Origin of the sequence: Salinicola tamaricis (assembly GCF_003006155.1) — a bacterium.
GTDB lineage: Bacteria > Pseudomonadota > Gammaproteobacteria > Pseudomonadales > Halomonadaceae > Salinicola > Salinicola tamaricis.
This window is the reverse complement of record NZ_CP023559.1, coordinates 440,344-466,521: the sequence shown is the minus strand read 5'-3', so window position 1 is coordinate 466,521 and position 26,178 is coordinate 440,344. Positions and strand designations below refer to the sequence as shown.

Genomic DNA, 26,178 nt, shown 5'->3' with positions numbered 1-26,178 from the left:
AATCGGGCGATCGACGCGTGACGGATCGTCGGGGGTTGAGGCGGCACTGTCGGCGGTGGGCATGGCGTCCTTGGCGGTCTATGCGGGGAGAGGCTACCTGGATACTAGCTAGCGCGCTAACAGAATAGTAACGGCAGATTTCTCTCGACCTGCGCCGACGTTCGCTTGGCGTGGGGGGGAGAACTACCCTGGTCAATATCAGTCGCCGCCATACGGGGATTTTTCGCCGCTATTCGGCTTTTTCGGCGCCGGGCACGGCGTATAGTGCGCTCGCCGAATACTGCCCGGACGCCTGCTTTCCAGGGCTTCTCAGTCCAGGGTTTCGCATTACAGAGTGTCTCATTCTATGGCTTCTTCGGTCGCCGGCGGCGTCATCGATACCGCTGGACCGGAACCGGTTGCAAGGTGGGTTCGTCGATGTCTCCGCAGTTGCTTTCCATGGCGCTGGCGCCGCTTCTGGGTCTGTTCATTCTGGGTATCGGCAACGGCTTTCTGGCCTCGCTGATCACCCTGCGCCTGGACGCCGCTGGCGAGTCGGTGACCACCATCGGCTGGGTCTCGGCGGCCTACTACATCGGTCTTGCGATCGGGGCGCTGTTCAACGACCGCCTGCTGCTGCGTATCGGCCATATTCGCGGCCTACGCGTTTTGCCTCGCTGGTGGCGGTGACCGTGCTGCTGCAGGGGCTGTGGCTCAATGCGGGGCTGTGGTTCACCCTGCGCATGATCGGCGGCTGGGCCACCCTGGGTGTCTATCTGGTGATCGAGAGCTGGCTGCTGACGGCGGCGGATACCCGCGTCCGCGGGCGCTTGCTGGCGCTCTACATGATCTCGCTCTATGGCGCCGGGGTGATCGGCCAACTGCTGCTCGGGGTGGCCGACAGCGCCGGCGCCAGCCAGCCGTTCATGATCATTGCCATCCTGGCGTCGCTGTCGGTGCTGCCGCTGGGCATGATTCCGCGGGTATCGCCGCTGATCGAGCACGCCGAGCCGCTCTCGCCGTGGCGTCTGATCACGGTCACGCCCACCGGCGTGATGGGCTGTTTCGGCTCGGGGCTGGCGATCTCGGCGATCTATAGCCTGCTGCCGCTCTATCTACAGCGCAGCGGCCTCGACGTGCAGAAGATCGGCGAGATGATGGCGGTGCTGATTCTGGGTGGCATGCTGCTGCAGTACCCCATCGGGCGCTGGTTCGGATCGCCACGACCGCCAGATCGTGCTGATCCTGATCGGTGTGGCGATGACCCTGCTATGTCTGGGCATGATGCTGCTGCCGCCGCTACCGTGGCTGCTGGCGGTGGCGCTGTTTCTGCTCGGGGGCGGGGTGTTCGCGCTCTATCCGGTGGCGGTGAGCCACGCCGCCGACCGCGCCCCGGCCGGCGCGCTGGTGCGCATGAGCCAGGGCTTGCTGCTGATCAACGCTCTCGGCGCCACCCTCAGCCCGCCGCTGATCACCCCGTTGATGACGCATGTCGGCGATGCCGGGCTGTTCGTCGCGTTGCTCGGTCTGGGCGGCTGTCTGGTGGTGTTCTTCGTCTGGCGGCGCAGCCGTCGTCCGGCGCCGGCACCGGTGGCACCGTTCACCTCCAATCCGCCGCAGTCGGTGGTGGGGGCCGAGCTGGTGGTGACCGCGGCACTGGTGCAGGGGGCGACCGAGCACGAGCAGCAGGAGGATCTGTCCCAGGTCGTCCCGGAGGTGGAGACAGCGGTGCCCGAGGCAGAAAGCGCGGATTCAGAAGCCGCAGCGGCCGGGTCGACGGAGACGTCAACTGACGCGGAGACTGCGACGCGCGGCTGGCGCGCTGGAGCCGCGTCTTCAGGGGGGCGAACGTTCAGCGCGCCGGGTCGACCCGCCCGCCGAGTGAGGCATTGCGCCGGAACCAGCCGGCGATGCTGGTGCGCGGCAGGCGGGTCGGCAGCACCTCGTGGGGGATGCGGTCAGCCAGGAAACAGACGAAGGTGCCGGCGCGTGGGACCACCCGAGCGACTTCGCGCTCGCTGTCGTGCTCGTCGTAGAGCGCCATCTCGCCGCCGCCATCCTCAGGCCACTCCGGGTTGAGATAGAGCACGGTGGAGACGATACGATTGGCGCGCCGCGGAAGCTGTCGTAGTGCTTGCGATAGAAGGCGCCGGGCGGGTACTGGGCGAATGCGCCTCGAACTCGAACAGCCCCAGATAGAGGGCGATATTGATCTGCTGCTGGAGTTCGGCCATCAGCGCCAGGTAGCGGCGCTGGGCGAGACTCTCGCGATCGAGCCAGTGGATGGCGTCACCGCGGATGTCGCGGCGCAGGGTGCGCTCGTCACCGCGGCCGATGGCGGCTTCCTGGAGCTGCTGGCGCGCCTCGAGCTGGGTGAGTTCGGCGTGCAGCTCCTGGCACAGGCCGGCGTCCAGAAACCTCTCCCCGGCGTACCAGCCGCGCGCGACCAGGGCGTCGATCAGCGGTGTCAGCTGCTGCTCGTCCCAGTAGGCGTGGTGAGTCTGGGTGTGGGACATCGCGGGGTCTCCGATGGAAAAGCGCGTGGCTGGGACAGCGTGATCGAGAATGCGTAGTTGGAAATGCGTAATTGGAAATGCGTTGACGAGAGTGCATGGCCGGGCAATAGCGCCGAGGCAGACCCCGAGTCATCGGGTGGTACGGCGTCCGCGCTGCGGATGATAGCGCAGCTCGCCGCCCGCCGGCGGCTGCGCCAGCGAGACCGAGCTGGCGAAGCCCACCGCCAGCAGTTCCACCAGCATCATCGCCGATAGCCCCCAGATGATGCGCCCATCGACCTGATAGCTGGGCACGAACCACTCGCGGTCGTCGACCGGGATCACGTCGGTATGGGTGCGCCTGTCGTCGAGGAAATGCGCCAGCGGCACCTCGAAGATCGCCGCGATCTCGCCGGGTTCCGGGGTCAGTGCCAGATCCGGGGGGATGATGCCGACATACGGTGTGACCCGCAGCCCGTGCAGCGAGAGCAAATCACCGAGGCGGCCTACGATCTCCACGTTGGCCGGTGCCAGGGCGATCTCTTCCTGGCTTTCGCGCAGGGCCGTGGCCAGCAGGTCGCGATCCTCGGGTTCACGTTTGCCGCCGGGAAAGGCGACCTGGCCGGCGTGGGAAGAGAGGTGGTCGGTGCGCTGGGTGAACAACAGTGTCGGCTCGCGGCGGGCCACCAGCGGCAGCAGCACGGCGGCCTGAGGAAAGGCCGCGTCGAGCTGGCGGGGACGGTGCGCTTGCAGGCGCTCGCGAAGTGTCTCTAACATGCGGTGCTGATCCTACAGGGCCTGCTCCAGGCCAGCGCAGCGGCGAGTCGCGCTAGGCGGGCGTGGGCAGGGCGATGAATGCATTGCGAGGCGTCGATGAACTACTGCAGTCAGTGTGGCAACCCGGTGCGTTTCGCCATCCCCGAGGGTGACGATCGCCCGCGCTTTCAGTGCGACGCCTGCGGCACCATCCATTATCAGAATCCCCGCATCGTGGCCGGAACACTGCCGGTGTCGGGCACGCGGGTGCTGCTGTGCCGCCGCGCGATCGCCCCGCGCAAGGGCTACTGGACCCTGCCGGCCGGTTTCATGGAGAACGGCGAGACGGTCGAGCAGGCTGCGCTGCGCGAGACCCGCGAGGAGGCGAACGCGGTGGTCGGTGCGCCCTCACTTTACACGCTGATCAGTCTGCCGCACATCGATCAGGTCTACATGATCTTTCGCGGTGAGCTCGACGGTGGCTATGCCTCGGGGCCCGAGAGTCTCGAAGTGGCGCTGTTCGAGGAGAGCGAGATCCCCTGGGGTGAACTCGCCTTTCCGACCATAGAACGCACCCTGCGCCATTTCTTCAGCGATCGGGTGGACGGTCATTTCCCGCTGCACTCGGGGCAGATCGGCCTCGAGGAGCGCGAGCGCTTCTTCGGCTCGGCCTGAGTGCGTTCTCCGGGCCCACGCCGCCGCGCCGCGTGTCTGGCAGCGACGTGCGAGGTGGGCCGCCCCGGACGATAATGGCATAATGGCCGCCGCGCCGGCGGCGCCCTTGGCGGGCGCTCGCCCTGCGCTCATGTCACCTTGGTCGAGCGGGAAGCGTTTGCGATGTGGAAATGGGTCATCCTGGTCTTGGTCGTCATGCTCGGGCTGTTGCAGTACCGACTCTGGTTCGGCGAGGGCGGCATTCAAGAATTCAATGATATCCAGGCGCGTGCCGACGTGCTCGCAGGCACGACCCAGACCTTGAAGGCGCGTAATGACCGCCTGGCTGCCGAAGTGGTCGACCTCAAAACCGGTCTCGACGCGATCGAGGAGCGTGCCCGCAGTGATATCGGCATGGTGCGCAAGGACGAGCAGTTCTTCTGGGTACCCGACGTCGACGCCAGCCACGGCCCGGCCGCCGAGACGGGGGTGATCACCCCATGACGCTGTGGTTGATCGTTCCCGCCGCCGGCCGCGGCAGTCGCATGCAGGCCGACCGACCCAAGCAGTACCTGGCGCTACACGGGCGCAGCGTGCTCGCGCGCACGCTGGAACGGCTGCACCAGGCCTTTCCAGAGGCGGCACTGCGGCTGTGTCTCGATCCCGATGACGCCTATTTCGATCCGGACGACGTGCCCTTCAGTGAGTGGCAGCGTGTCGACGGTGGCAGCGAGCGCGTCGATAGCGTGCGCCGCGCGCTTTCCAGCATTGCGGCCGAGGCGGCCGCCGACGATTGGGTGCTGGTCCACGACGCCGCGCGTCCGTGCGTGCAGCTTTGCGATCTCACCGCGCTCTCCCTAGCGCTGGAGGAGGAGGCCATCGGTGCGCTGCTCGCCGCGCCGGTGGCGGACACCATGAAGCGCGCCGACGCGCGTGGCCGGGTCAGCCATACCGAGCCCCGCGATGGCCTGTGGCATGCGCTGACGCCGCAGGCGTTTCGCTACGACCTGCTGCGCCAGGCGCTGGATGCGGCCCTGGCGACCGGCACCGCGGTCACCGACGAAGCCTCGGCGATCGAGGCCATGGGGCTGGCGCCGCTGCTGGTGTCCGGCAGCCGTGACAATCTCAAGATCACGCGCCCAGAGGATCTGATCCTGGCGGCGCGTATTCTCTCGCTGCAGAGCGAGACCGACAGCGCGGCACAAGGAGTCGAGGCATGACGCTCAGAATTGGCCACGGGTTCGATGTGCACCGCTTCGGTGAGGGCGATCATCTGATGATCGGCGGTGTACGCATTCCCTTCGACCGCGGCTTTGTCGCCCACTCCGACGGCGACGTGCTGCTGCACGCGATCAGCGATGCACTGCTGGGTGCCTGCGCCCTGGGCGATATCGGCCACCATTTTCCCGATACCGATCCGGCCTGGGCCGGCGCCGACAGCCGCGAGCTGCTGCGTCAGGTGGTGGCGCTGATCCATGCGCGCGGCTATCGAGTGGGCAATCTCGACGCCACCCTCCTTGCCCAGGCGCCGAAGATGGCATCCTGGATCGAGCCCATGCGCGCGGCGATCGCCGCCGACCTGGAGACCGCGACGGACAACATCAACGTCAAGGCGACCACCACCGAGCGTCTCGGTTTCACCGGCCGCGGCGAGGGGATCGCGGCAGAGGCGGTAGTCCTGCTGCTGGCGACGGCGCCGTGAGTGCCGGCGCGCCAGCCTGGCCGCCACGCTGGGCCCATGTCGAGACGCCGCCGAGCATCGAGGGCAGCTATCGTGACAGCGCCGAGGCGTTTCAGGTCGAAGAGGTGCTCGACTTCACGCCGGAAGGGGAGGGTGAGCATCTCTGGGTGTGGATCGAGAAGCGCGGGGTGACCACCCCCGATGCCGTCCGCAGCCTGGCCCGGCAGGCCCAGATCGCGGTGCGGGACGTCGGTTTCAGCGGACTCAAGGATCGCGACGCGGTGACCCGTCAGTGGCTGTCGCTGGCGCTGCCGGGGCGCACCCTGGCCTCGGGCTGGGAGGCGCCGCTGGCCGAGCGGGGTATCCATGTGCTGCGTGCGGTGCGCCATCCGCGCAAGCTCAAGCGCGGTGTACACCGTGCCAACCGTTTCCGACTGCGTCTCGACGGGCGGCGGCGAGTTCGGACGACGTGCGCGAGCGCTGGACGCGGCTAATCGCCCAGGGCGTGCCCAACTACTTCGGTCCCAGCGTTTCGGCCCCGAAGGGCGCAACCTGCAGCGCGCCTTGGTGCTGTTCGCCCGCGGCTGGCGCAAGCGCGAGGACCCACAGGGGCTGCTGCTCTCCACCGCGCGCAGCTATCTTTTCAATCAGGTGCTGGCGGCGCGGGTGGCCGACGGCAGCTGGTGCCGGCCGCTGGCCGGCGACGTACTCAATCTGGAAGGCAGCGCCAGCCGCTTTCTGAGCGAGGCAGCCGACCCTGCGCTCGAGGCGCGCGCGGCTGCCGGCGATCTACACCCCACCGGCCCGCTGTGGGGGCAGGGCGAGCCGCACAGCCGTGGCGAGGTAGCCTTGCTCGAACAGCGCGAGGCGGCGGCATGCGCGGCGCTGCGCGATGGTCTGATTGCCGCCGGTGCGCGTCATGAGCGGCGCGCCCTACGGGTGCTGCCGGGGGCAGCGAGCTGGCGCGCTGCCGAGGCGGAGAGCGCAGTGTGGCTCGAGTTCAGCCTGCCGCGTGGGGCCTTTGCCACCGCGGTGCTGCGCGAGTTGATGCGTCATCCGACCCTCGTCTGAACCGTCGCCTATCGACCCGACGATCCGACCCCGACGAGCCGAATTCGACAAGCCCGATCCGAGAGGAGTGAGCGAGATGCGTAGACTGTTGCTATCCAACGACGATGGCGTTCACGCGCCGGGGCTCCGGGCGCTCTATGAGGCGCTCGGCGGGCATGCACGGCTGCGCGTGGTGGCGCCGGACCGTGACCGCAGCGGCGCCAGCAACTCGCTGACGCTGACGCGACCGCTGTCGCTCGAAGCGCTGGACGGCGGCTTCTATAGCGTCGACGGCACCCCCGCGGACTGTGTCTATCTAGGGGTCAACGGGGTGTGGGAGGAGAAGCCCGATCTGGTCATCTCGGGGATCAACCATGGTGCCAATCTGGGCGACGACGTGCTCTACTCGGGCACCGTCGCTGCCGCCATGGAGGGGCGCAACCTGGGGATGCCGGCGATCGCTATCTCGCTCTGCGGCCAGCGCCACTTCGAGACCGCCGGGCGTGTCGCGGCGAGTCTGGTCGGCGGCGCGGAATCGCTGTCGCTGCCGCCACGCAGCCTGCTCAACGTCAACGTGCCGGACCTGCCGTGGGAAGAGATCCGCGGCTTTCGTGTCACGCGCCTGGGCTATCGTGGGCCGGCGTCCAATCCGATCCATATGCAGGACCCGCGCGGGCGTGATCGCTACTGGATCGCGGCGGTCTCGGAGAATGCCGACGACGGCCCCGACACCGATTTCGCGGCAATCGAGGGCGGCTTCGTCTCGATCACGCCGCTGCAGACCGATCTCACGCGTCATTCGACGCTGGACGATGTACAGGGCTGGCTGGATGGACTGTCACACGCCTGAAGAACTCAGCGGCGTGGGCATGACGTCGCAACGAACCCGCAATCGCATGGTCGAACGTCTGATGGCTGCCGGCATTCGCCAGCCGCGCGTGCTGGAAGTGCTGGCCGAAGCGCCGCGCCACCTGTTTCTCGACGAAGCGCTGGCCCACCGCGCCTACGAGGACACCTCGCTGCCGCTGGGGCTGGGGCAGACCCTGTCGCAGCCCTGGGTGGTGGCGCGGATGAGCGAACTGATCGTGCAGGCCGCACCCGAGCGGGTGCTCGAGATCGGTACCGGTTCGGGCTACCAGACGCTGATTCTGGCGCGGCTGGTGGCACGGGTGTGGAGCGTCGAGCGCATCGCTGCACTGCAGAATCGGGCGCGCCAGCGCCTGGCGCGGCTCGGCGCGGGCAATGTGCGTCTGCGCCATGCCGATGGCGGGCTGGGCTGGCCGCAGGCGGCGCCGTTCGATGCCATTCTGCTCACCGCCTGTGCCAGCCAATTGCCGCAGGCGCTGCTCGAACAACTGAAGGATGGCGGCGTGCTGATCGCGCCGCTGGCGGATAGCGATGGGCGTCAATGGCTGACACGGGTACGCCGTCGCGGCCAGGCGTTCGATCATCAACGTCTCGAGGAGGTGCGTTTCGTGCCACTGCTGGAAGGAGTCATCCGTTGAAACGCAGCGTGACGACGGTCTTGAAAGGAATGGGGATGGGTGCCGCGGACGCGGTGCCCGGCGTGTCGGGCGGCACCATCGCGCTGATCGTGGGCATCTACGAAGAGCTGATCGAGACCATCCGGCGCTTCGGCCCGGGGGCGTTCGGTGTCTGGCGCGAGGGTGGTCTGAGCGCGCTGATCGGCTATCTCAATCTGCGCTTTCTGCTGCCGCTGGTGCTGGGTATCGGGATCAGTCTGGTGACCATTGCGCATCTGGTCACCTGGTTGATGGCGCATCATGCGCTGCTGCTCAATGCCTTCTTCTTCGGCCTGGTGCTGGCCTCGGCCTGGGTGGTGATGCGCCAAGCCGGCGCCTGGCGCTGGCGCTATTTGCTGCCGCTGCTGGCAGGGCTGGTGGTCGCCGCCTATCTGCCGCAGCTGCTGCCGGACATGAGTCAGGCGGGCGATTTCACACTGTTCTGTGCCGGTGCCATTGCCATTAGTGCGATGCTGCTGCCCGGGGTCTCCGGCAGCTTCCTGCTACTGGTGATGGGGCTTTACGGCACCGTGATGAGCGGGGTGAAGAGCTTCGATCTAGGGCTGATCGGTATCTTCGGCGCCGGCTGCCTGGTCGGTTGCTGACCTTCTCGCGCCTGCTCTCCTGGCTGCTGCGCCACTATCACGGCATCACCATGATGACCATCGTCGGCTTCATCCTTGGCTCGCTGCCGCAGCTGTGGCCGTGGCGTCAGATGATGAGCTACCGCCTCGCCGCCGATGGCCAGCAGTCGCACTGAGCTATCGCTATCTGATGCCCGCCGATTTCACTGCGGTGACCGGTGAGCCCTCCCAGTGGCTCGCGGCGTCGGCATTGATCGTGGTAGGTGTGGTAGTGGTAATGTGCTTGGGAGAGCGCAAGCCGTCCGAGCCGCACGCATCGTCAGGAAAAAAGGGATTTTCTTCATGAACAAGCGTCGCATCGCGCTACTTCTGGGACTGCTGCCGGCGGTCGCCGTCGGGGTCGTGGGTTGCACCACCTCGAGCGGACGCCCCCAGGTCCAGGATCTGTCCGTCAGCCGCAACAGCCAGCCCAGCGCCACCTATACCGTTAAGGCCGGCGATACCATCTACGGCATCGCCTGGCAGAATCGGGTCGATTTCCGCGATCTGGCCCAGATGAACGGCATTTCGCCTCCGTATCGACTGCAGCCCGGTCAGCAGCTGCGGCTGACGCCCAACGCCAGCGTCGATGCCAGCCAGGGCCAGAGTCTGGCCTCTTCCCAGGGGGCGGCTACCGTCACGCCGCTGGGCGGCAAGACGCAGGCGAGCGCCGCGAGTGACGGCGACAATCCCTCCTGGCTGCTGCCGGCGGGCGGCGGCAACAGCGGTGGGCAGCAGGTCTCGGCGCCAGGCCCGGTGATCGACCAGCGCGCCGCCAACGCCGGTCAGAGCGTCGCTGCCAATACCGGCCAGAGCCAGGCGTCGCACAGTGGCTCTGGTTCTAGCCCCGGTTCTAGCTCTGGTTCTGGCGCCGCCACGCCGCCGGCGCGTCAGCCTGCCGCCGGGGCTGACACGGCTTCGTCATCTTCTTCTGCTTCCATGACGCGTAAGGATACCCGCACGGCGGCCGGCAACGATGCCGGTACCGAGGTGGCGGGGGAGCCCAGTGGCGCGCCGGACCGCTCGAACCGGACCTACAAGCCGGTCGAGAACGTGGCCTGGCAGTGGCCCACCGAAGGGCGCCTGGTCGGTCGTTTCGATGATGACTCCAGTATCACCCCCGGCATTGATATTGCCGGCCAAAAGGGGCAACCTGTGAAGGCAGCCGGGCCAGGGATTGTGGTGTATGCCGGCGATGGTGTGAGGGGATATGGCAATCTCATCATCCTCAAGCACAACGACCGCTTCTTGAGTGCCTACGCACACAACGACACGTTGCGCGTGAAAGAGAACGATGTCGTCAAGGCCGGAGAAACGATAGCTACCATGGGGCAGACGGATGCTGACCAGGTCGAGCTACATTTCGAGGTTCGCGTTAACGGCCAGCCTCAAGACCCGCTCAAATACCTACCCAAACGCTGAACGGTCGTCAGCGCGACAGATCGCTGCAACGGCCGACGTTGCCAAGCTGGAAGACTCTCCGGTTACCGCCGCCAGATTGACCGTGCCCTGCCGGGGCGCGGTCAGCGGCGGCGGCGCACCGCCGAGTCGGCTGGCAGTAGCGTGGCCCGCTCGAGCAGCAACCTAGTAAGTAAACATCGTACGTGAACGCAGTAAGCAGAAGTCGTAATCAAGGACGTAAAAGTAGAGCAAGGATTGCGCGGTCGCCTGGGGCGGCTAGACCCCATGGCGAAGGTACTCAGGAAGCCCAGATTGGGGGTAGTGACATGAGCATGCTTGAACGGGATATTCAGGATGTTGAGCTCGACGGTGCCGACCAGCAGGTCGATACCGATGACACGGATGGCAAAGACGACGAAAGCGCATTCGAGAAGGCGCTCAGTCGCGAGGAGAACAACTACCACCACAGTCTCGATGCGACCCAGATCTATCTCAACGAGATCGGGTTCTCGCCGCTGCTGACACCGCAAGAGGAAGTGCACTTCGGCCGCCTGGCGCAGAAGGGCGATCCGGCCGGCCGTCAGCGAATGATCGAATCCAACCTGCGCCTGGTGGTGAAGATCGCCAGACGTTACCTCAACCGCGGGCTGTCGCTGCTCGACCTGATCGAGGAGGGCAATCTCGGCCTGATCCGGGCGGTCGAGAAATTCGACCCGGAGCGCGGCTTCCGCTTCTCGACCTATGCGACCTGGTGGATTCGCCAGACCATCGAGCGCGCGCTGATGAACCAGACGCGCACCATTCGTCTGCCCATCCACGTGGTCAAGGAACTCAACATCTATCTGCGTGCCGCGCGCGAGTTGACCCAGAAGCTCGACCACGAGGCCACCGCGGAGGAGATTGCGGAGTTCCTCGACAAGCCGGTGGCGACGGTCAAGAAGATGTTGGGGCTCAACGAGCGCGTCTCTTCCGTCGACTACCCGATGGGGGGCGAGAGCGATAAGCCGCTGATCGATACCCTGGCCGACGAGAACGAAGTGGGTCCGGAGTCCAATCTGGTCGATGATGACGTCAAGGCGCACGTCGACGAGTGGCTCGCCGAGCTCAGCGACAAGCAGCGCGAGGTCGTGGTGCGTCGCTTTGGGCTACGTGGGCACGAAGCAGCGACCCTCGAAGAGGTCGGTGAGGAGATCGGGCTGACCCGTGAGCGAGTGCGTCAGATCCAGGTCGAGGCGCTGAAGAAACTGCGCCGGATGCTCGAGAAGCAGGGGTTGTCGATGGACTCGATCTTCGAGTGACGCGCTGGCCGGGAATCGCGCAAAAGCGCGGCATCTCTGGCCGAATGCTTGATCCCCATGCATACATGCGGCATTGTATGTAAACCTCGCGACGAGGCGCCGGCAGGATAGCCGGCGCCTCGTCGTTCGTCAGAACGATTGCTGACGCCGGCGCGCCCGCGCCGTGCGGTGGCAACCGGCTCGCACCAGTCAATACCGGGTGTCTGGGCCGTCTCGAGGCGTGATGCCGGGCCTATATGCCCGCCGCCGTGCCCCGATATCCGCCAGCGCTCAACGATAGGAACCGTCTCGATGTCGCCCTCTGCTCCGTCGTCATCCCGTTTATCCCTGCGCCATGCGCTGCCGCTGCTGCTGGCCGCTTCGTTCGCACCGTCGGTACAGGCGGCCGATCTGCTCACCATCACCCAGGATGCCCTGGCCAACTCGTCGAGCCTGAACGCTTCGCGCTCCACCTTCCGCAGCACGGAAGCGGGACAGGACGTGCAGCGGGGCGATCTGCTGCCGCAGATCAGCGCCACCGGCAGTCTCTACCGTAGCGACTCGCTCGAGAGCCAGCATGCCGCCGGCGGTGCGGGTGGTGGCGCGGCGGCGGGTGGCTCTACCTCGGGTCAGGACTACAACGGCAGCAGCCTCGGGGTCAACGTGACCCAGGTGCTGTTCGATGCCTCCAACTGGTACCAGTACCAGCAGAGCAAGAAGCAGGTGGGCCAGCAGGCGCTGCAGCTCGAGATCGACCAGCAGCAGCTGCTCTATGATGTATCCAGTGCCTACTTCGAGATTCTGCGCGCCAAGGAGGTGCTCGACGCCCGTGAAGCGCAATCCAAGGCGATCGGGCGCCAGCTGGAGCAGGCCAAGGAGCAGTTCAATCGGCCTGGTGGCGATCACGACGTCAATGAAGCCAAGGCCGCCTACGATTCGGCCGCGCCCAGCCCTGATCTCCGCGCGCAGTGATCTGCAGGTGAGCTTCGAGGCGCTGGAGCGTCTGACCGGCAAGCAGTACGACAGCATCGATGGTCTCGCCGACGATCTGCCAATCGCTTCGCCCAAGCCGGCTACCCGCGACGACTGGGTCAATCTGGCGATGACCAGCAGCCCGTCGATCCGCTACGCCGAGGCCGGGGTCGATGTCGCCAAGAGGCGTGGACATCGCGCCGGCCATCTGCCGACGCTGAACGCCTATGCTGATTACGCCTATTCCGACAACGACATCGATGCGCTGCGTGGGCACAACGAAAACGTCGAGGTGGGCGTGCAGGCGAATCTACCGATCTACTCCGGCGGTTCGACCAGCGCGTCAGTGAGGCAGAACACCTACTCGCTGGAGTCGACCCAGTACGACTTCGAGGATCAGCGCCGCTACACCACGCAGCAGGTACGCTCGCTGTTCACGCAGGTGGTGAACGACGTCGAGTCGGTCGATGCCCAGCGCGAGGCGATCGTCTCCAGCCGCAGCGCACTGGAAGCGACCCGTGCCGGCTATGAGGTGGGCACGCGCAATATTGTCGACGTGCTCAACGCCGAGCAGTCGCTCTACGAGTCGATCTCCAACTACGCCGATGCGCGCTACACCTATGTCACCGATCTGCTCCAGCTGCGCCAGCAGGCCGGGGTGCTGAGCCTCGATGTGATCCGCGGCACCAACCAGTGGCTGCGCGACAGCAAGCGGGTCTCGCTCGATCTGGCCGACACTCAGCGCCGCGGTTCGCCGACCGACGATATCGGCGCTCGGCCAACACCGCCGACGCCCTGAGCGCTGCGATTCAGCCGCCGACGCCGCTACCCGTTAGCGGCGTCTGTGTTTACGCCGCTGGCGTCCCGCGGTGTCGCCAAACGCGCTACCATGGCGCTCGCCGGCCGTAGGCGGCTGGTGTCGTATCATCTCTTGGGAGGAGGACGTAGCTACCATGGCAAGACCCCTGCGCGCCGAGATCGATCTCGCGGCGCTGTGTCGCAACTATCGCACGGCGAGCGCTCTGGCGCCGCGGAGCCGGTCGATGGCGGTACTCAAGGCGGATGCCTATGGTCATGGCGCGCTCGCCTGCGCCCGTGCACTGACTGGGCTGGCGCCGGCCTTTGCGGTGGCAACGATCGAGGAGGCGGTGGCGCTGCGCGATGGCGGCATCGAGACGCCGATTCTGCTGCTCGAGGGCATCTTCGAGGCCTCGGAGCTGGCCACGGTCGAGGCGCTCTCGCTGTGGCAGGTGGTGCATAGCGAGTGGCAGCTGGCGGCGGTGCTGGCCTATCGGCCGCGCCGACCGCTACCGGTGTGGCTCAAGTTCGATGCCGGCATGCATCGCCTGGGATTCTCGGCGGACGAGCTCCGCCGCCACTGGGCGCGCCTGCGCCAGGTTCCGGAGCGAGTCACCGACCTGCATCTGATCAGCCACTTCTCCACGGCCGATCTCGCCGATGACAGTGCCTTTCAGACTCAGCACGCCCAGGTCCGTGCCCTGGGCGAGGCGCTGGGTGCACCGCTGTGTCTGGCCAATTCACCGGCCACACTGCAGCACCCGCCGACGCATGGCGCCTGGAATCGGCCGGGCATCATGCTCTACGGCAGCAACCCGCTGGAAGGCGAGCTGCCGGCAGGGGTGACGCTCGAGCCAGTGATGACGCTGCGCTCGCGTCTGATCGCCGTGCGTACGCTGGAGGCGGGCGAGGCGGTGGGCTATGGCGGGCGCTTTCGGACCCGCAAGCGCAGCCGTATCGGCGTGGTCGCCGCCGGCTACGGCGATGGCTACGACCGCCACGCCCGTGATGGTACCCCGGTACTGGTGAATGGCCAGCGCTGCGCCATCGCCGGGCGGGTGTCGATGGACATGCTCACCGTCGACATCACCGAGGTGGCGGATGCCGATGTCGGCAGCGAGGTGGTGCTATGGGGGCGTGGGCTCGATGTCGACACGGTGGCGGAGCACTGCGACACCATCGCCTATACCCTGCTCACTGGGGTGCTGCCGCGGGTGCCGCGGGTCTATCTGCCGGCGGCGCCGGTGAGTTGAGCGAGGGGCTGGAGTCTAGAGTCTAGGGCCCAGGGCGGCCGGCGTGCCGCTCGTCATCACTGTGAATCTGGAAGCGTTATGGCCAAGAAAGTCTATCCCGCCAATCATGCCCATCCCCGCTACTGGGGTACCTGGTTCGCCATCGCGCTGATGAAGGCGAGCGCCTTTCTGCCGTGGCGGCTCAAGCTGGCCGTGGGCCGAGGCATCGGTCTGCTGAGCTGGCGTCTGGCCAAGCGGCGCCGTCACATCACCGATACCAATCTGGCGCTCTGCTTCCCCGAGTGGGACAGCGACAAGCGCGCGGAGATGGTCAAGCGTACCTTCGTGGCCAACGGTATCGGGATCCTCGAGACCGCCACCGGCTGGTGCCGCAATCCCGAACACCTGCGCCAGCGCATCGCCTTCCGTGGCATCGAGCACATGGAACGGGCGCGCGCCCAGGGCAAGGGGGTACTGGTGATCGGCATCCATTTCTCGACCCTCGATCTGGGCGGGGCGCTGCACTCGCTGTTCTTCCCCGCGGACGTGGTCTATCGACCCCACGACAATCCGGTGTTCGAGAACTTCATGACCCGGGCGCGGCGCGATATCTTCGGCGCCGCGATCGATCGCCACGATCTGCGCGGCGTGGTGCGCCGGATCAAGTCGGGCCACGTGGTGTGGTACTCGCCGGACCAGGACTTCGGCCGTGATGCCAGTGTCTTCGCGCCCTTCTTCGGGGTCGAGGCGGCGACGCTCAAGCTCACCGCCAAGATCGCACGCATGACCGGCGCGCCGGTCATGCCGTTCATGTTTCACCGCAATCCCGATGACCGCACCTACACCCTGGAGTATCTGCCGGCATTCGAGAACTTCCCCAGCGACGATGAGGTCGCCGACGCGACCCTGGTCAACGCCTTCATCGAACAGGCGATCCGGCGGCATCCGGAGCAGTACCTGTGGCTGCATCGACGCTTCAAGACGCGCCCGCCGGGTGAACCGTCGGTCTATTGAGCCGGTTGCAAACCGATACTCTGGCCACCTTGACGAAAAGCGCTTCACCAACAAGGCTTAAGATACCCTCAAGGATTGCGAGGGCAGGGCGTCGCGGGGCATGTTGCCGCGCGGCACTTATCAGGCCAGAACAGGAAGTAAAGCCATGCTCAGTTATGCCGTGATTTTTCTCATCGTCGCCATCATTGCCGGCGTTCTCGGGTTCGGCGGGGTTGCCGGGATCGCGGCGACGATCGCCAAGGTGCTATTCGTCATCTTCCTGATCCTGTTTGTCGTATCGCTGATACGCGGCCGAGGCCGCTAGACGCCAACCCGACGACACGACACGCGCAGACGCAAACGCCCGCCTTTTCAGGCGGGCGTTTGCGTTGCTGAGGCAGCAATTCGCCCACCCCGTGCGGGTGGGCGATGCATGCATCAGGCGTCGATGCGCTTGTACTTCATGCGCTTGGGCGTGTCGCTGCCGACCCGCTTCTGATGGTCGGCTTCGTAGTCGGTGTAGTTGCCCTCGAAGAACACCACACTGGAGTCGCCCTCATAGGCGAGGATGTGGGTGGCGATACGGTCGAGGAACCAACGGTCGTGAGAGATCACCAGAGCGCAGCCGGGGAAGGCTAGCAGGGCTTCCTCGAGGGCGCGCAGGGTCTCGATATCGAGATCGTTGGAAGGTTCGTCGAGCAGCAGCACGTTGGCGCCCTGCTTGAGCGTCTGCGCCAGCTGCAGGCGCCCGCGCTCACCGCCGGAGAGCTCGCTGAGCCGCTTCTGTTGATCGGTGCCCTTGAAGTTGAAGCGCCCCACGTAGGCCCGCGACGACACCTCGTAGCCGTTGATGCTGAGCATGTCATGCCCATCGGAGACGGCCTGCCACACGGTCTGGGTGTTGTCGAAGTGGTCGCGCAGCTGCTCGACGTAGGCGATGTCGACGGTTTCGCCCACCACCACCTCGCCGCTGTCCGGCTGCTCCTTGCCGGAGATCAGCTTGAACAGGGTCGACTTGCCGGCGCCGTTGCCGCCGACGATCCCCACGATCGCACCTGCCGGAATCTGGAACGACAGGTTGTCGAACAGCAGCTTGTCGTCGAAACGCTTGGCGACGTCATGGAACTCGATGACCTTGTCGCCCAGGCGCGGCCCGGGCGGAATGTAGATCTCGTTGGTCTCGTTGCGCTTCTGGTAATCGCCGGACTGCAGTTCGTCGAAGCGGTTGAGGCGCGCCTTGCTCTTGGCCTGACGCCCCTTGGGATTCTGCCGCACCCACTCCAGCTCCTGCTTGATCGCGCGCTGGCGGCCCGCCTCGGCTTTGGCCTCCTGCTCGAGCCGCTTCTCCTTGGACTCGAGCCACTGGGAGTAGTTGCCCTCGAACGGGATCCCGTGACCGCGGTCGAGTTCGAGAATCCAGCCGGCGACATTATCGAGGAAGTAGCGGTCGTGGGTGATCGCCACCACGGTGCCGGGGTAGTCGTGGAGGAAGCGCTCCAGCCACGCCACCGACTCGGCGTCGAGGTGGTTGGTCGGCTCGTCGAGCAGCAGCATATCCGGGCTCGACAGCAGCAGCCGGCACAGTGCCACACGGCGGCGTTCTCCCCCGGAGAGATGACCCACGCGGGCATCCCAGGGCGGCAGACGCAGTGCTTCGGCGGCGACTTCGAGCTTGCGCTCGATGTTGTGGGCGTCGGCGGCCTCGATGATGTTCTCCAGGCGCCGCCTGCTCGGCGGCAGGGCGTCGAAGTCGGCATCCGGCTCGGCGTAGGCGGCGTAGACGCCCTCCAGCTTCTCCTGCGCGGCCTTGACCTCGCCCAGCGCCTCTTCGACCGTCTCGCGCACGCTCTTGGTGTCGTCGAGCTCGGGCTCCTGCGGTAATAGCCGATATTGATGCCCGGCATCGGCCGCGCTTCGCCGTTGTACTCGGTGTCGACGCCGGCCATGATCCGCAACAGCGTCGACTTACCGGCCCCGTTGAGACCGAGTACGCCGATCTTGGCGCCAGGAAAGAAGGAGAGCGAGATGTCTTTGAGGATCTCGCGTTTCGGGGGGACGACCTTGCCCACCCGGTTCATGGTGAAAACGTATTGCGCCATGGGAATCCGGTTCGGTTGAGTATCGCGGTCAATGAGATCGGGTCAGGGTCGCTGGCAGCTCCGCGGCGGTGGGCATCGCGGGTCACGCGCGTCTAGGTGCGTGACCGGCCGGCACCGGCCTGCGGGGTGCGGGGGGTGGCGACACGGACAGAGCAGGGTATATGACTAGCGGCGGGATTGCGACCGCCGGCCGTTAACGCGAACGGACGCCTGGGCGCCCGTCGTTACGGCTCTGAGGATGAGCGAGGCGCTCACTCTTCCTCTTCTTCGTCGTCGAAATCCGCGTACCAGTCGTCCTCGATCGCACGTTTCAGGCGGCGCTCTTCGAGCAGCGCCTCGACCTGACGGCGTGCCTTCAGGGTGTCGGCCTTGCTGCTGCGGGGACGCTCGAATTGCTCGTCGTTGACGGCGTCGTAAAGCTCTTGGTCCTCGGCGTAATCTTCACGGCTCATCGTTTGGCCCTCCGATGTGACGGCATCCTGATGATGCTCGAGGGCTATATATCGCCGAATGCGTCGCAAGACAAGCCTTTGGCCGTTTGAAAAAACCTATCGACCTCCCGCGCCAGGATAGCCGATCAGGACAGTCTTTCAGGATAGCCGCCCGGGGCGGTGTGGCAGGGCGGCTTCGGCTCAGGCCGGGTCGCGCTCGGCCTTGAGCGCCTCCAGCTCCTGCAGGGCTTCGACCAGCCCGGTCACGTCCTTCTGTACCCCCACGAAGTAGGTCAACTGATCCTCCTCGTCGTAGACCGGCGTGATCGACAGCTCGTTCCAGAACTGGGAGCCGTCCTTGCGGTAGTTGCGCAGCACCTCGCGGCAGGAGCGGCCCTCGCGCAGCGCCGTGCGCACGCGGTCGATCGCGGGTTGGTCGCGGTCACCATTCTGCAGGAAGCGGCAATCGCGATAGAGAATCTCGTCGATGCTGTAGCCGGTGAGGCGCTCGAAGCCCTCGTTGACGTAAATCAGGATATTCTCGTCACCCTCCTGCTCGGCAACGACGATCCCATCGTCCGAGGCGTTGACGATGCGCTCGAGCAGGGCCGGGCTGATCATGGGGGGACGCTTGGGGTTACTGGCCATCCTTGTCTCCAGGCTGGACATGCGACGGTTTGTAGGGACGATACAAGCGGCCATGATGCCATGGCGCCGTTGGATTACAACGCTTTGACAGCGCCCATCGCGGGCGGGACACAGCGCTTCACGCCTCGACTTCGGCCAGGGCATGGGAGCTTGCCGCGGCGGCCAGCGCCAGCAGGGCGAGCAGCAGCAACAGCGGGGCACTGCCGAGCCACTGGGCGAGCACGCCGAGCAGCAGGCCGACGATCAGCATCAATACCCCGGTGAAGGTATTGGAGAAGGCGACGTAGAGCGCCCGGGTGTCGCTGTCGGAGAGATCCACCACGTAGGTCTTGCGCCCCAGGCGAATGCCCGCGTGGGCGATCATCAGCAGGCCATAGACCACGGCGTAGGGCCACACGCTGGTGCGCGCGGCCTCCGGCAGCAGCACGCAGGCGGCGCCGGCGACACAGCAAAGGGCGGCGCCGATGGCGGCATTGCGCATGACGCGCCGACTGGAGCGATCGGCCAGACGTCCCCAGATCGGCCCACCGATCATGCCGGCGACCCCTGAAGTGAGTACCAGGATGCCCAGGCTGGCCAGGTCGGTGCCGCTGTTCTGCTGGCCCAGCAGGGCTAAGTAGGGCAGTGCCAGGGCGCTCGACAGCAGCAGGGCGCGGGAGAGGTTGAAGTGCAGGAAGCGGCGGTCGCGGCGCATCAGCGAAATCCCTTGCTTGACGCTATCCCAGGCGTTGGCGCCGCCCTCGGTGGCGCCCGGCGCTTCAAGGATTGCGGCCGCGCACAGGGCGTTGAGCGCCCAGCCGAACGCGGCGGCGAACAGCAGCACCGCCAGCGCCCAGGTGCCGGGGCGGTCACCCATCAACATCAGCCCGACACCCACGAGTAGCGTCAGTGCCCCGGCGGCGCTGGCGCTCCAGCCCATCAGGGTGCCACGCCGCTGCTTGGCGATGGTCTTGCCCATCACATCCTTGGTTGCCACCGAGGAGAGCCCGCGCCCCAGCGAGAGCCCGGTCAGCGCAATCAGCACCAGCGCGCCGCCCCAACTACCGTGGCCGAACAGCGCCAGCAGGCCCAGGAGCACTGCGCCCACCGCCTGGGCCACGCCACCGGCCACCCACACCCATTTGCGAATCTTGCGCAGTCGGATATAGCCCGCGATCAGCAGTTGCGGGCAGCAGGGCCCCGGCCTCGCGGATCGGCACCAGCAGGCCGACCATCCACACCGGTGCGCCGATCGCCCCCATCAGCCACGGCAGGATCAGGCGCGCGTTGGAGAGCTCATCGGCGAGCTTGTTGCCCAACGCCGCCACCAGGTGGCGAAAGAAGTTGCCCGGCTGTTCACGGCAGGCGGCATCGGAGATATCCCGGCACATGCGGCTGTCGTCATCGCCGGTGACGCGTTCGAAAAGGCGGGTGAGGCTGTCGTCGTCGCCACCGCGGGTGCTTGAACTTCTTGCCGTCATGGAAAACGTCCTTGTTTCCGATTGGGTGATAGGGTGGGGCCAGCTGCCTGTCCAGGCTGCGGCTCGCCGGCCGCGGGCTTGAGTCAGGCGCGGTGACCCGCGCATCATGCGCGCCAGTGCAATCATCGCCGGGGAGAGCCCCGAGGAGAGTCGTATGGCCCGCATCCGCATTCATTATTGTACGCAATGCCAGTGGCTGCTACGTGCCGGCTGGTATGCCCAGGAGCTGTTGCAGACCTTCGGCGAGGATCTCGAACAGGTGGCGCTGGCGCCCAGCCACGGTGGCCACTTCGAGGTGCTCTACGACGAGCAGACGCTATGGGAGCGCAAGCGCGACGGCGGCTTCCCCGAGATCAAGGAACTCAAGCGCCGGGTGCGCGACCGGCTCGATCCGCAGCGCGATCTGGGCCACACCGACCGCGGTGACTGAGGCGCCTCGGGTCGACGCGGATCGCCTACCACCAGTGCTTGCGCTTGAGCAGCCACATCACCGCACCGCCGACCACCGCGGTGATGGCGACGAAGACGGCAAATCCGTAGTGGCTGTCGGCGCCGGGGATACCCCCGACGTTGATGCCCAGCAGGCCGGTCAGAAAGCTCAGCGGCAGGAACACCGTAGTAACGATCGCCAACATGTACATCCGCTGGTTGAGGCGTTCGTTGTGCTCGTTGAGCAATTGCTCCTGCAGGATCAGCGCGCGCTCCTGCATGGCGTGAAAGTCCTCGACGTAGCGCGATAGCTGGTTGGCACTCTCGCGTACCGAGACCCGGGTATCCTCGTCGAAGCTGTCGGGGCCGTGGGCGATCTGTTCGAGGCAGTCGCGCTGGGGGCCCATGAAGCGGCGCAGGGTGATCAGCGAGCGGCGCAGGTGCGACAGATCGTCGGGGTCGATCTCGCGATCGCTGAGCTGGTCCTCTTCCAGCTCGCCCAGGCGGTCGTCGAGCTGGTGGGCCACGTCGCCGACGTTGTCGACCAGGGTCTCCGCCAGCCAGGCGAGCAGGTCGGGCACCGACAGCGCGCCCTCGCCGCGATCGATGCGATCACGTACCTCGCTGACCGATTTCAACGGACGCCGGCGTAGCGTGATCAGGCGGTTGGCAGAGATCCAGATGCGCAGCGAGATCAAATCCTCCGGGGCTGCCCCCGGATTGAGATTGACGCCGCGCAGCGTGCTCACCGCGCCGTTGCGGAACTTGGCCACGCGCGGGCGGGTATCCTCCTCGAGCAGCGCCTCGATCGCCGCCTCGTCGAGACCGGCGATATCGTCGAGATAGGTGCCCACGTCGGCATGGCGGAAATCGAGATGCATCCACAGCGGTCGCTCCGGCGACTGCCAGGCTTCGCGCAGTTGTCTCACGCTGAGCAGTGAGCCGCCGCCGCTGCCGTTCAATTCATAGGCGGCAACCAGCGCCGTATCGCCTTCCATCTGCATCTGTTGACCTCTCGGTGGGGCGCCCGGTGCCTCCTCGGGCTTGAATCGCGTATGACTTGGTCGGTGTGGCCTGCTCATGCGGTGTCAGCAGGCTCGGCCGGCGACTGCAGGCAGTTTTCGTCCAGAGCCTAGCACGTCGCTGACCGGACGCCAGGCGGTACCACCTGGCTCAGCGTTGGTCGTTGGCGCCGTTGGCGAGCATCGGTTCGAGCTTGGCCCAGACGTTGGCCAGGATGATCGGCTGAGCCTCGGCGGTCGGGTGGATGCCGTCCGCCTGCAGCATGCTGTCGAGATCGACGTCTTCGAGCAGAAACGGCACCAGCGGCAGATCGTACTCGTCGGCGAGCTGAGTGAAGACGTTACGAAAGGCGTTGGTATAGGCGGGGCCGTAGTTGGGCGGCACCTCGATGCCCAGCAGCAGCACGCGGGCGCCCTCCGCGCGGCTGCGCTCGATCATCTTGGCCAGATTGACCTTCATCTGTTGGGGCGACAGACCGCGTAGACCGTCATTGCCGCCGAGTTCGAGCAGGACGATATCCGGGCGATGCTGCTTGAGCAGTTCGGGCAGTCGCGCCGCCCCTCCCGAGGTGGTCTCTCCGGAGATGCTGGCATTGATGACCGTATAGCCCTTGCCCAGCTTGCGTTCGAGCAGGCTGACCCAACCCGCCTGCGGATCGATGCCGTAGGCGGCGCTGAGACTGTCGCCCATCACCAGCAGGGTATGTGCCTGCGCGGCGCCGGGCAGCAGCGTCAGCGCCATGGCCAGCACCAGCAGGGCACGCGACAGGCCGGCGCGTAGCCATAGCGTCGTCGACCTCTTCGTCGAACCGGGCTTCCTCGAACCAGGCAACATGTCTCACTCCTCGGGAGAATCGGCGAACGCGGATATTATCCGATCACGGGCTCGGCAAAACGCTAATAAGCGTTTTCATGCCTCATATACCGGGCACCGTTTCCCTGGCGAGAGGCAGGAGCCGAGCTTGGACCGGCGTGGCAATGGGCGATCGAAATCGCCATGTTGCCGTCGCAACCACGATTCCGGCAAGCCTCACGACCATGATTGCGCTAGGTGGCGTGACCATCGTTGCGTGAGGCGTCGCTACCCTTGGAGCCTCGGGCATCGAGATCCAGGAGCCGGCAGGCGCTACGGAGATGGCGTGCCTCGCCCCGCAGGGCGTCGGTACGCACCTGGCCGGCTCGGGGGAAGCGTGCCAGAGTGGAGGGCATCGGCGGCCACGCCGGGTCGCGCCGCTGCGATCCGGCAGGACGCACCACTGCACAGGAAGCCCTGTTCCATGTCCGACATCCGCGACACGTACGCCGCTTCGGCCGCCACGATCCCGACGCTCGAGGCGCGCGGCCTCGGCAAGCAGGTCACCAGCGGCGAGCGCCAGTTGACCATCCTCGATGACCTCGACCTGTGCGTCATGCCCGGCGAGAGCGTGGCGATTCTGGGCAGCTCTGGGGCGGGCAAGTCGACCCTGCTGGCGTTGCTGGCGGGGCTGGATACGCCTAGCCACGGCGAGCTGGCGCTATTCGGTACCGCGCTGCCGGCGCTCGACGAGGATGGTCGCGCCGCACTGCGTGCCGGTCGTGTGGGCTTCGTGTTCCAGAATTTCCAGCTCCTGCCCACCCTGACCGCGCTGGAGAACGTGATGCTGCCGCTGGAGCTGACCCCCGGCCGCGATCATCAGCAGCGGGCGCGTGACTGGCTGGGCCGGGTCGGGCTCGGCGAGCGTCTGGATCATCTACCCAAGCAGCTCTCCGGCGGCGAGCAGCAGCGCGTTGCGGTGGCGCGCGCCTTTGTTACCCGGCCCGAGCTGGTGTTTGCCGACGAGCCGACCGGCAATCTCGACCGCGACACCGGCAGCGCGATCATCGAGTCGCTGTTCGCGCTCAACCGCGAGGCCGGCACCACTTTGGTGCTGGTCACCCACGACCCCCATCTGGCGCGGCGCTGCCAGCGCTGCCTGCGTCTCGACGGCGGCCGTCTGGTGGCACTCGAGCCCGATGAGGTGCAGGCATGAGTACGGGCAGTTCGCTGCTGGCGCTGTCGCTCAAGGGGCTCCGGCGCGATCTGCGCGCCGGTGACGTGCGCGCGCTGTTCGTCGCCCTGGTGCTGGCGGTGGCGGCGACCACCATGATCGGTTTCTTCCTCGACCGTCTGGATCGTGGCCTGACCCGCCAGGCCGGCCAGCTGATGGGCGGTGACATCAAGCTCGAACAGAGTGACCCTTTCGGCGACGACCTGCGTGACACGCTGCGCAATGCCGGGCTGACCCTCTCCGATCAGGTCGATACCGTCTCCATGGTCAGCCGCGGCGACGCCTTTCAGCTGGCCAGTCTCAAGGTGGTCGACGGCGCCTATCCGCTCTACGGCAAGCTGCGCGTCGATCTCGGCGAGGGCATCATCGAGCGCGCCGCGGGGCCGGCGCCGGGCAGCGTATGGATCGCGCCGCGACTCGCTCAACTGCTCGACGTGGCGATCGGCGAGTCGGTGCAGGTGGGCCAGCGTGAATTAACGGTGTCCGGGCTGATCGACCGCGAGCCGGATCAGTCGGCGGGTTTCGCCAGTCTCAGCCCGCGCTTGATGATGCGTCTGACCGATCTCGAGGCCACCGGGCTGGTGCGTCCGGGGTCGCGGATCGAGTACGAACTGCTGGCCAAGGGTACGCCCGCGGCGGTGGCGTCGGTGGGCGAGCTGCTCACGCGGCTGCGCCAGCAGGGCGTGGAGGTCGAGGACGTGCGCGACGACCAGCCTCAGCTCGGCAGCGCCCTGACTCGGGCACAGAAGTACCTGAGCCTCTCCGGGCTGGCGGCGGTGCTGCTCGCCGGGGTGGCGGTGGCGATGGCCACCCGTCGCTATGTCGACCGCCATCTGGATACCGCCGCACTGCTGCGCTGCTTCGGCGCCAGTCAGCGCCAGTTGGCGCAGCTGTTCGCCTGGCAGTTGGCCTGGCTGGCGCTGGCGGCCTCAGTGGTCGGGGCGCTGCTGGGGCTGGTGGGGCAGGCCGCGCTGCTGGCCCTGCTGGCGCGCTTTCTGCCGCTGACGCTGCCGGCGCCGGGCATGCTACCGCTGCTGTTGGGGGTATTGACCGCGCTGGCGGTGCTGGTGGGGTTCGCCGGACCCAACGCTGCTGCTGCGCCTGCAGCGTGTCAGTGCGCTCAGGTGCTGCGCCGCGAGCTCGATCCGCTGCCCGCCTCGGCGTGGCTGGTGGTGACAGTGGCCGGTCTGGTATTTGGCGCGCTGCTGTGGCTCTACTCGGGCGACCTCGGGCTCGCCGCAGCGCTGCTGGTGGGCGGTCTGATCGCACTGGTGGTGCTGTGGGGGCTAGGTTGGTTACTGCTGGCGCTGGTGCTGCGCCTGGCCACTCGCTTCGGCGCGCGTGGCGGCGAGGCCAGCCGTGCTCTGCGCCTGGGGGCGAGTCAACTGGCGCGGCGGCGCCAGGCGAGTCTCGGTCAGTTGCTGGCCTTCGCCGTCACCTTCGCGGCGATGGCGATCATCACCCTGGTCCGCGGCGATCTGCTGAGTGCCTGGCAGACCCAGCTACCGGCGGATACACCCAACTACTTCGCGATCAATATCCAGCCCGGCGAGCGTGAGGGCTTCAGTGACATTCTCGATCAGGTCGCCGACACCCGCAGTGCGCTCTACCCGATGGTGCGCGGGCGCCTGACTGCCATCGACGACCGCCCCGCGCGCGAAGCGGTGCCCGAGGCGCACCGTAACGACAACGCGCTCAAGCGCGAACTCAACCTCACCTGGCGCAAGACGCTGCCCGAGAGCAATCGGCTGGTCGCCGGGCGCTGGTTCGACACCGACACCCAGGTGGCCGCAGGCAGCGTGCCGATCTCGGTCGAGCGCGGCCTCGCCGAACGCCTCGGCGTGGGTCTGGGCGATAGCCTGACCTTCACCATCGGCAGCGATAGCGTCACCGGCGAGATCACCAGTCTGCGCGATCTCGACTGGGACAGCTTCCGGCCCAACTTCTTCGTGATCTTCCCGCCCGGCGTGCTCGAGCGTTATGGCCATAGCTATATCACCGCCTTCCACCTCGATGCTGGCGCCCACGGCGACGTGCTGGGGCGGCTGGTCGCGGCCTATCCCGGGGTCTCGTTGCTCAACGTCGACGCCATCCTCGCGCGGGTGCGCGAGCTGCTGGCCCAGGTCACCCGGGCGGTGGAACTGGTGCTGGGCTTCGTCCTGCTCGCCGGGGTCAGCGTGCTCTACGCCGCGCTCACCGCCAGTCAGACCCTGCGCGCCCACGAAAGTGGGCTGCTGCGAGTCTTCGGCGCCGGGCAACGCCTGCTCTCGCGGGTCCAGGGTGTCGAGTTCGCGCTGCTCGGCTTCACCAGCGGGCTGATGGCGGCGCTGCTGGCCGAGGGCGCTGCGCTTGGCATCTACGCTGGCTGGCTCGATCTCGCCCCGCGCCTGCATCTATGGCTATGGCTGGTGCTGCCGTTCGGCGGCGCGCTGCTCATCGGGGTGATCGGCCATCTGCTGTCGCGTGGCTTACGCCGGCAGGCGCCGGTGCAGAGCCTGGGACTGCTGGGCGAAGGTTGAGCGCCAGAGAGTCGGTGATAGGCGTGCCGGTGGGCGCGCCGCGGCGAGATGCCGAGCAGATGCCGAGCGGCGTATGCTCGGCGCAGAGACGTCGTGCAGTGAATGCCCC

The 26,178-nt window shown here is 66.7% G+C and carries 24 protein-coding genes and 5 pseudogenes; 20 read left to right on the top strand and 9 right to left on the bottom strand.

Annotated features, from left to right (window positions below; genetic code table 11):
• Positions 1–417: 417 nt before the first annotated feature.
• Positions 418–1,713 (top strand): annotated as a pseudogene (locus CN538_RS02070) (MFS transporter); the annotation flags it as partial.
• A 118-nt stretch (positions 1,714–1,831) separates the two neighbouring features.
• Here CN538_RS02070 and CN538_RS02065 read toward each other — a convergent pair.
• Together CN538_RS02065 and CN538_RS02060 are read right to left on the bottom strand one after the other, a co-directional pair.
• Positions 1,832–2,495 (bottom strand): annotated as a pseudogene (locus CN538_RS02065) (2OG-Fe(II) oxygenase).
• A gap of 129 nt (positions 2,496–2,624) precedes the next feature.
• On the bottom strand, positions 2,625–3,251 hold the full coding sequence (locus tag CN538_RS02060) for a CoA pyrophosphatase (RefSeq protein WP_106418396.1): 627 nt from the start codon (positions 3,249–3,251) through the stop codon (positions 2,625–2,627).
• A 96-nt stretch (positions 3,252–3,347) separates the two neighbouring features.
• Between CN538_RS02060 and CN538_RS02055 the strand changes: the two genes are divergently transcribed.
• From CN538_RS02055 to CN538_RS01990, 16 genes and pseudogenes are all read left to right on the top strand, one after another.
• Positions 3,348–3,905 carry an NUDIX hydrolase gene (locus tag CN538_RS02055; RefSeq protein WP_106418395.1) on the top strand — a complete coding sequence of 186 codons (558 nt, stop codon included), beginning with the start codon at positions 3,348–3,350 and terminating at the stop codon, positions 3,903–3,905.
• Between the two features lie 162 nt (positions 3,906–4,067).
• A complete protein-coding gene (gene ftsB, locus CN538_RS02050) occupies positions 4,068–4,388 on the top strand; it encodes a cell division protein FtsB (RefSeq protein WP_106418394.1) in 321 nt (106 codons plus the stop codon).
• Positions 4,385–5,104, top strand: coding sequence for a 2-C-methyl-D-erythritol 4-phosphate cytidylyltransferase (ispD, locus tag CN538_RS02045; RefSeq protein ID WP_106418393.1), 720 nt, complete (start codon positions 4,385–4,387; stop codon positions 5,102–5,104). Before ftsB ends, ispD begins: the two co-directional genes overlap by 4 nt.
• On the top strand, positions 5,101–5,586 hold the full coding sequence (gene ispF, locus CN538_RS02040; protein ID WP_106418392.1) for a 2-C-methyl-D-erythritol 2,4-cyclodiphosphate synthase: 486 nt from the start codon (positions 5,101–5,103) through the stop codon (positions 5,584–5,586). The genes ispD and ispF overlap by 4 nt, the downstream gene beginning before the upstream one ends.
• Positions 5,583–6,059: a tRNA pseudouridine(13) synthase TruD gene (gene truD / locus CN538_RS21685; protein ID WP_242495482.1), complete on the top strand. Its 477-nt coding sequence runs from the start codon at positions 5,583–5,585 to the stop codon at positions 6,057–6,059. Before ispF ends, truD (CN538_RS21685) begins: the two co-directional genes overlap by 4 nt.
• Positions 5,983–6,636 carry a tRNA pseudouridine(13) synthase TruD gene (gene truD / locus CN538_RS02035; RefSeq protein WP_242495481.1) on the top strand — a complete coding sequence of 218 codons (654 nt, stop codon included), beginning with the start codon at positions 5,983–5,985 and terminating at the stop codon, positions 6,634–6,636. Before truD (CN538_RS21685) ends, truD (CN538_RS02035) begins: the two co-directional genes overlap by 77 nt.
• Positions 6,637–6,712: 76 nt before the next feature.
• Positions 6,713–7,465, top strand: coding sequence for a 5'/3'-nucleotidase SurE (gene surE, locus CN538_RS02030; protein WP_106418391.1), 753 nt, complete (start codon positions 6,713–6,715; stop codon positions 7,463–7,465).
• A gap of 19 nt (positions 7,466–7,484) precedes the next feature.
• A complete protein-coding gene (locus CN538_RS02025) occupies positions 7,485–8,120 on the top strand; it encodes a protein-L-isoaspartate(D-aspartate) O-methyltransferase (RefSeq protein WP_242495480.1) in 636 nt (211 codons plus the stop codon).
• Positions 8,024–8,898: pseudogene (locus CN538_RS02020) on the top strand (DUF368 domain-containing protein). The gene CN538_RS02025 and the pseudogene CN538_RS02020 overlap by 97 nt, the downstream one beginning before the upstream one ends.
• Before the next feature lie 55 nt (positions 8,899–8,953).
• Entirely contained in the window at positions 8,954–10,183 is a 1,230-nt protein-coding gene (locus tag CN538_RS02015; RefSeq protein WP_242495479.1) for a peptidoglycan DD-metalloendopeptidase family protein, read from the top strand.
• A gap of 305 nt (positions 10,184–10,488) precedes the next feature.
• Positions 10,489–11,460, top strand: a complete 972-nt coding sequence (rpoS, locus tag CN538_RS02010; RefSeq protein WP_106418388.1) for an RNA polymerase sigma factor RpoS — start codon at positions 10,489–10,491, stop codon at positions 11,458–11,460.
• A 291-nt stretch (positions 11,461–11,751) separates the two neighbouring features.
• On the top strand, positions 11,752–12,411 hold the full coding sequence (locus CN538_RS21680; protein WP_242495478.1) for a TolC family protein: 660 nt from the start codon (positions 11,752–11,754) through the stop codon (positions 12,409–12,411).
• Positions 12,412–12,418: 7 nt separating this feature from the next.
• On the top strand, positions 12,419–13,210 hold the full coding sequence (locus tag CN538_RS21675; protein WP_242495477.1) for a TolC family protein: 792 nt from the start codon (positions 12,419–12,421) through the stop codon (positions 13,208–13,210).
• A gap of 154 nt (positions 13,211–13,364) precedes the next feature.
• Entirely contained in the window at positions 13,365–14,462 is a 1,098-nt protein-coding gene (gene alr, locus CN538_RS02000) for an alanine racemase (RefSeq protein WP_106418387.1), read from the top strand.
• A 78-nt stretch (positions 14,463–14,540) separates the two neighbouring features.
• Positions 14,541–15,455: an LpxL/LpxP family Kdo(2)-lipid IV(A) lauroyl/palmitoleoyl acyltransferase gene (lpxL, locus tag CN538_RS01995; RefSeq protein WP_035475243.1), complete on the top strand. Its 915-nt coding sequence runs from the start codon at positions 14,541–14,543 to the stop codon at positions 15,453–15,455.
• 145 nt (positions 15,456–15,600) lie between these two features.
• Positions 15,601–15,759 (top strand): DUF1328 domain-containing protein, encoded by a 159-nt coding sequence (locus CN538_RS01990; RefSeq protein WP_035475241.1) that lies wholly within the window; start codon positions 15,601–15,603, stop codon positions 15,757–15,759.
• A gap of 113 nt (positions 15,760–15,872) precedes the next feature.
• Here the strand turns inward: CN538_RS01990 and ettA are convergent.
• From ettA to CN538_RS01970, 4 genes and pseudogenes are all read right to left on the bottom strand, one after another.
• Positions 15,873–17,512 (bottom strand): annotated as a pseudogene (gene ettA / locus CN538_RS01985) (energy-dependent translational throttle protein EttA).
• Between the two features lie 272 nt (positions 17,513–17,784).
• Positions 17,785–17,985, bottom strand: a complete 201-nt coding sequence (locus CN538_RS01980) for a PA3496 family putative envelope integrity protein (RefSeq protein ID WP_106418386.1) — start codon at positions 17,983–17,985, stop codon at positions 17,785–17,787.
• A 180-nt stretch (positions 17,986–18,165) separates the two neighbouring features.
• Positions 18,166–18,585: a PAS sensor domain-containing protein gene (locus tag CN538_RS01975; RefSeq protein WP_035475317.1), complete on the bottom strand. Its 420-nt coding sequence runs from the start codon at positions 18,583–18,585 to the stop codon at positions 18,166–18,168.
• 145 nt (positions 18,586–18,730) lie between these two features.
• Positions 18,731–20,072, bottom strand: a pseudogene (locus CN538_RS01970) (MFS transporter).
• Between the two features lie 154 nt (positions 20,073–20,226).
• Between CN538_RS01970 and CN538_RS01965 the strand changes: the two are divergent.
• A complete protein-coding gene (locus tag CN538_RS01965; protein ID WP_106418385.1) occupies positions 20,227–20,502 on the top strand; it encodes an Rdx family protein in 276 nt (91 codons plus the stop codon).
• Positions 20,503–20,527: 25 nt separating this feature from the next.
• Here CN538_RS01965 and CN538_RS01960 read toward each other — a convergent pair whose 3' ends face one another.
• The 3 genes from CN538_RS01960 to CN538_RS20150 form a co-directional block, all read right to left on the bottom strand.
• Positions 20,528–21,505 (bottom strand): zinc transporter ZntB, encoded by a 978-nt coding sequence (locus CN538_RS01960; RefSeq protein ID WP_106418384.1) that lies wholly within the window; start codon positions 21,503–21,505, stop codon positions 20,528–20,530.
• Positions 21,506–21,674: 169 nt separating this feature from the next.
• Positions 21,675–22,265, bottom strand: coding sequence for an arylesterase (locus tag CN538_RS01955; protein WP_242495841.1), 591 nt, complete (start codon positions 22,263–22,265; stop codon positions 21,675–21,677).
• A 305-nt stretch (positions 22,266–22,570) separates the two neighbouring features.
• Positions 22,571–22,732 (bottom strand): hypothetical protein, encoded by a 162-nt coding sequence (locus tag CN538_RS20150; protein WP_164999481.1) that lies wholly within the window; start codon positions 22,730–22,732, stop codon positions 22,571–22,573.
• Positions 22,733–22,800: 68 nt separating this feature from the next.
• Here CN538_RS20150 and CN538_RS01945 point away from each other — a divergent pair, with 68 nt between their 5' ends.
• Positions 22,801–23,532: an ABC transporter ATP-binding protein gene (locus CN538_RS01945; RefSeq protein ID WP_106418381.1), complete on the top strand. Its 732-nt coding sequence runs from the start codon at positions 22,801–22,803 to the stop codon at positions 23,530–23,532.
• Positions 23,529–26,069, top strand: coding sequence for an ABC transporter permease (locus CN538_RS01940; protein WP_106418380.1), 2,541 nt, complete (start codon positions 23,529–23,531; stop codon positions 26,067–26,069). The genes CN538_RS01945 and CN538_RS01940 overlap by 4 nt, the downstream gene beginning before the upstream one ends.
• Positions 26,070–26,178: the final 109 nt, after the last annotated feature.

Bases quoted from the DNA above. Each gene is read 5' to 3' on its own strand.
- CN538_RS01945 (WP_106418381.1), top strand. From the start codon at position 22,801: ATGTCCGACATCCGCGACACGTACGCCGCTTCGGCCGCCACGATCCCG.
- CN538_RS01975 (WP_035475317.1), bottom strand. From the start codon at position 18,585: ATGATCAGCCCGGCCCTGCTCGAGCGCATCGTCAACGCCTCGGACGAT.
- CN538_RS01990 (WP_035475241.1), top strand. From the start codon at position 15,601: ATGCTCAGTTATGCCGTGATTTTTCTCATCGTCGCCATCATTGCCGGC.
- CN538_RS02025 (WP_242495480.1), top strand. From the start codon at position 7,485: ATGACGTCGCAACGAACCCGCAATCGCATGGTCGAACGTCTGATGGCT.
- CN538_RS21680 (WP_242495478.1), top strand. From the start codon at position 11,752: ATGTCGCCCTCTGCTCCGTCGTCATCCCGTTTATCCCTGCGCCATGCG.
- surE (WP_106418391.1), top strand. From the start codon at position 6,713: ATGCGTAGACTGTTGCTATCCAACGACGATGGCGTTCACGCGCCGGGG.
- lpxL (WP_035475243.1), top strand. From the start codon at position 14,541: ATGGCCAAGAAAGTCTATCCCGCCAATCATGCCCATCCCCGCTACTGG.
- ftsB (WP_106418394.1), top strand. From the start codon at position 4,068: ATGTGGAAATGGGTCATCCTGGTCTTGGTCGTCATGCTCGGGCTGTTG.
- CN538_RS01980 (WP_106418386.1), bottom strand. From the start codon at position 17,985: ATGAGCCGTGAAGATTACGCCGAGGACCAAGAGCTTTACGACGCCGTC.
- CN538_RS01960 (WP_106418384.1), bottom strand. From the start codon at position 21,505: ATGCAGATGGAAGGCGATACGGCGCTGGTTGCCGCCTATGAATTGAAC.
- rpoS (WP_106418388.1), top strand. From the start codon at position 10,489: ATGAGCATGCTTGAACGGGATATTCAGGATGTTGAGCTCGACGGTGCC.
- CN538_RS02060 (WP_106418396.1), bottom strand. From the start codon at position 3,251: ATGTTAGAGACACTTCGCGAGCGCCTGCAAGCGCACCGTCCCCGCCAG.
- CN538_RS01955 (WP_242495841.1), bottom strand. From the start codon at position 22,265: ATGGCGCTGACGCTGCTGCCCGGCGCCGCGCAGGCACATACCCTGCTG.
- ispF (WP_106418392.1), top strand. From the start codon at position 5,101: ATGACGCTCAGAATTGGCCACGGGTTCGATGTGCACCGCTTCGGTGAG.
- ispD (WP_106418393.1), top strand. From the start codon at position 4,385: ATGACGCTGTGGTTGATCGTTCCCGCCGCCGGCCGCGGCAGTCGCATG.
- CN538_RS20150 (WP_164999481.1), bottom strand. From the start codon at position 22,732: ATGCCCTCCACTCTGGCACGCTTCCCCCGAGCCGGCCAGGTGCGTACC.
- CN538_RS02055 (WP_106418395.1), top strand. From the start codon at position 3,348: ATGAACTACTGCAGTCAGTGTGGCAACCCGGTGCGTTTCGCCATCCCC.
- CN538_RS01940 (WP_106418380.1), top strand. From the start codon at position 23,529: ATGAGTACGGGCAGTTCGCTGCTGGCGCTGTCGCTCAAGGGGCTCCGG.
- CN538_RS01965 (WP_106418385.1), top strand. From the start codon at position 20,227: ATGGCCCGCATCCGCATTCATTATTGTACGCAATGCCAGTGGCTGCTA.
- alr (WP_106418387.1), top strand. From the start codon at position 13,365: ATGGCAAGACCCCTGCGCGCCGAGATCGATCTCGCGGCGCTGTGTCGC.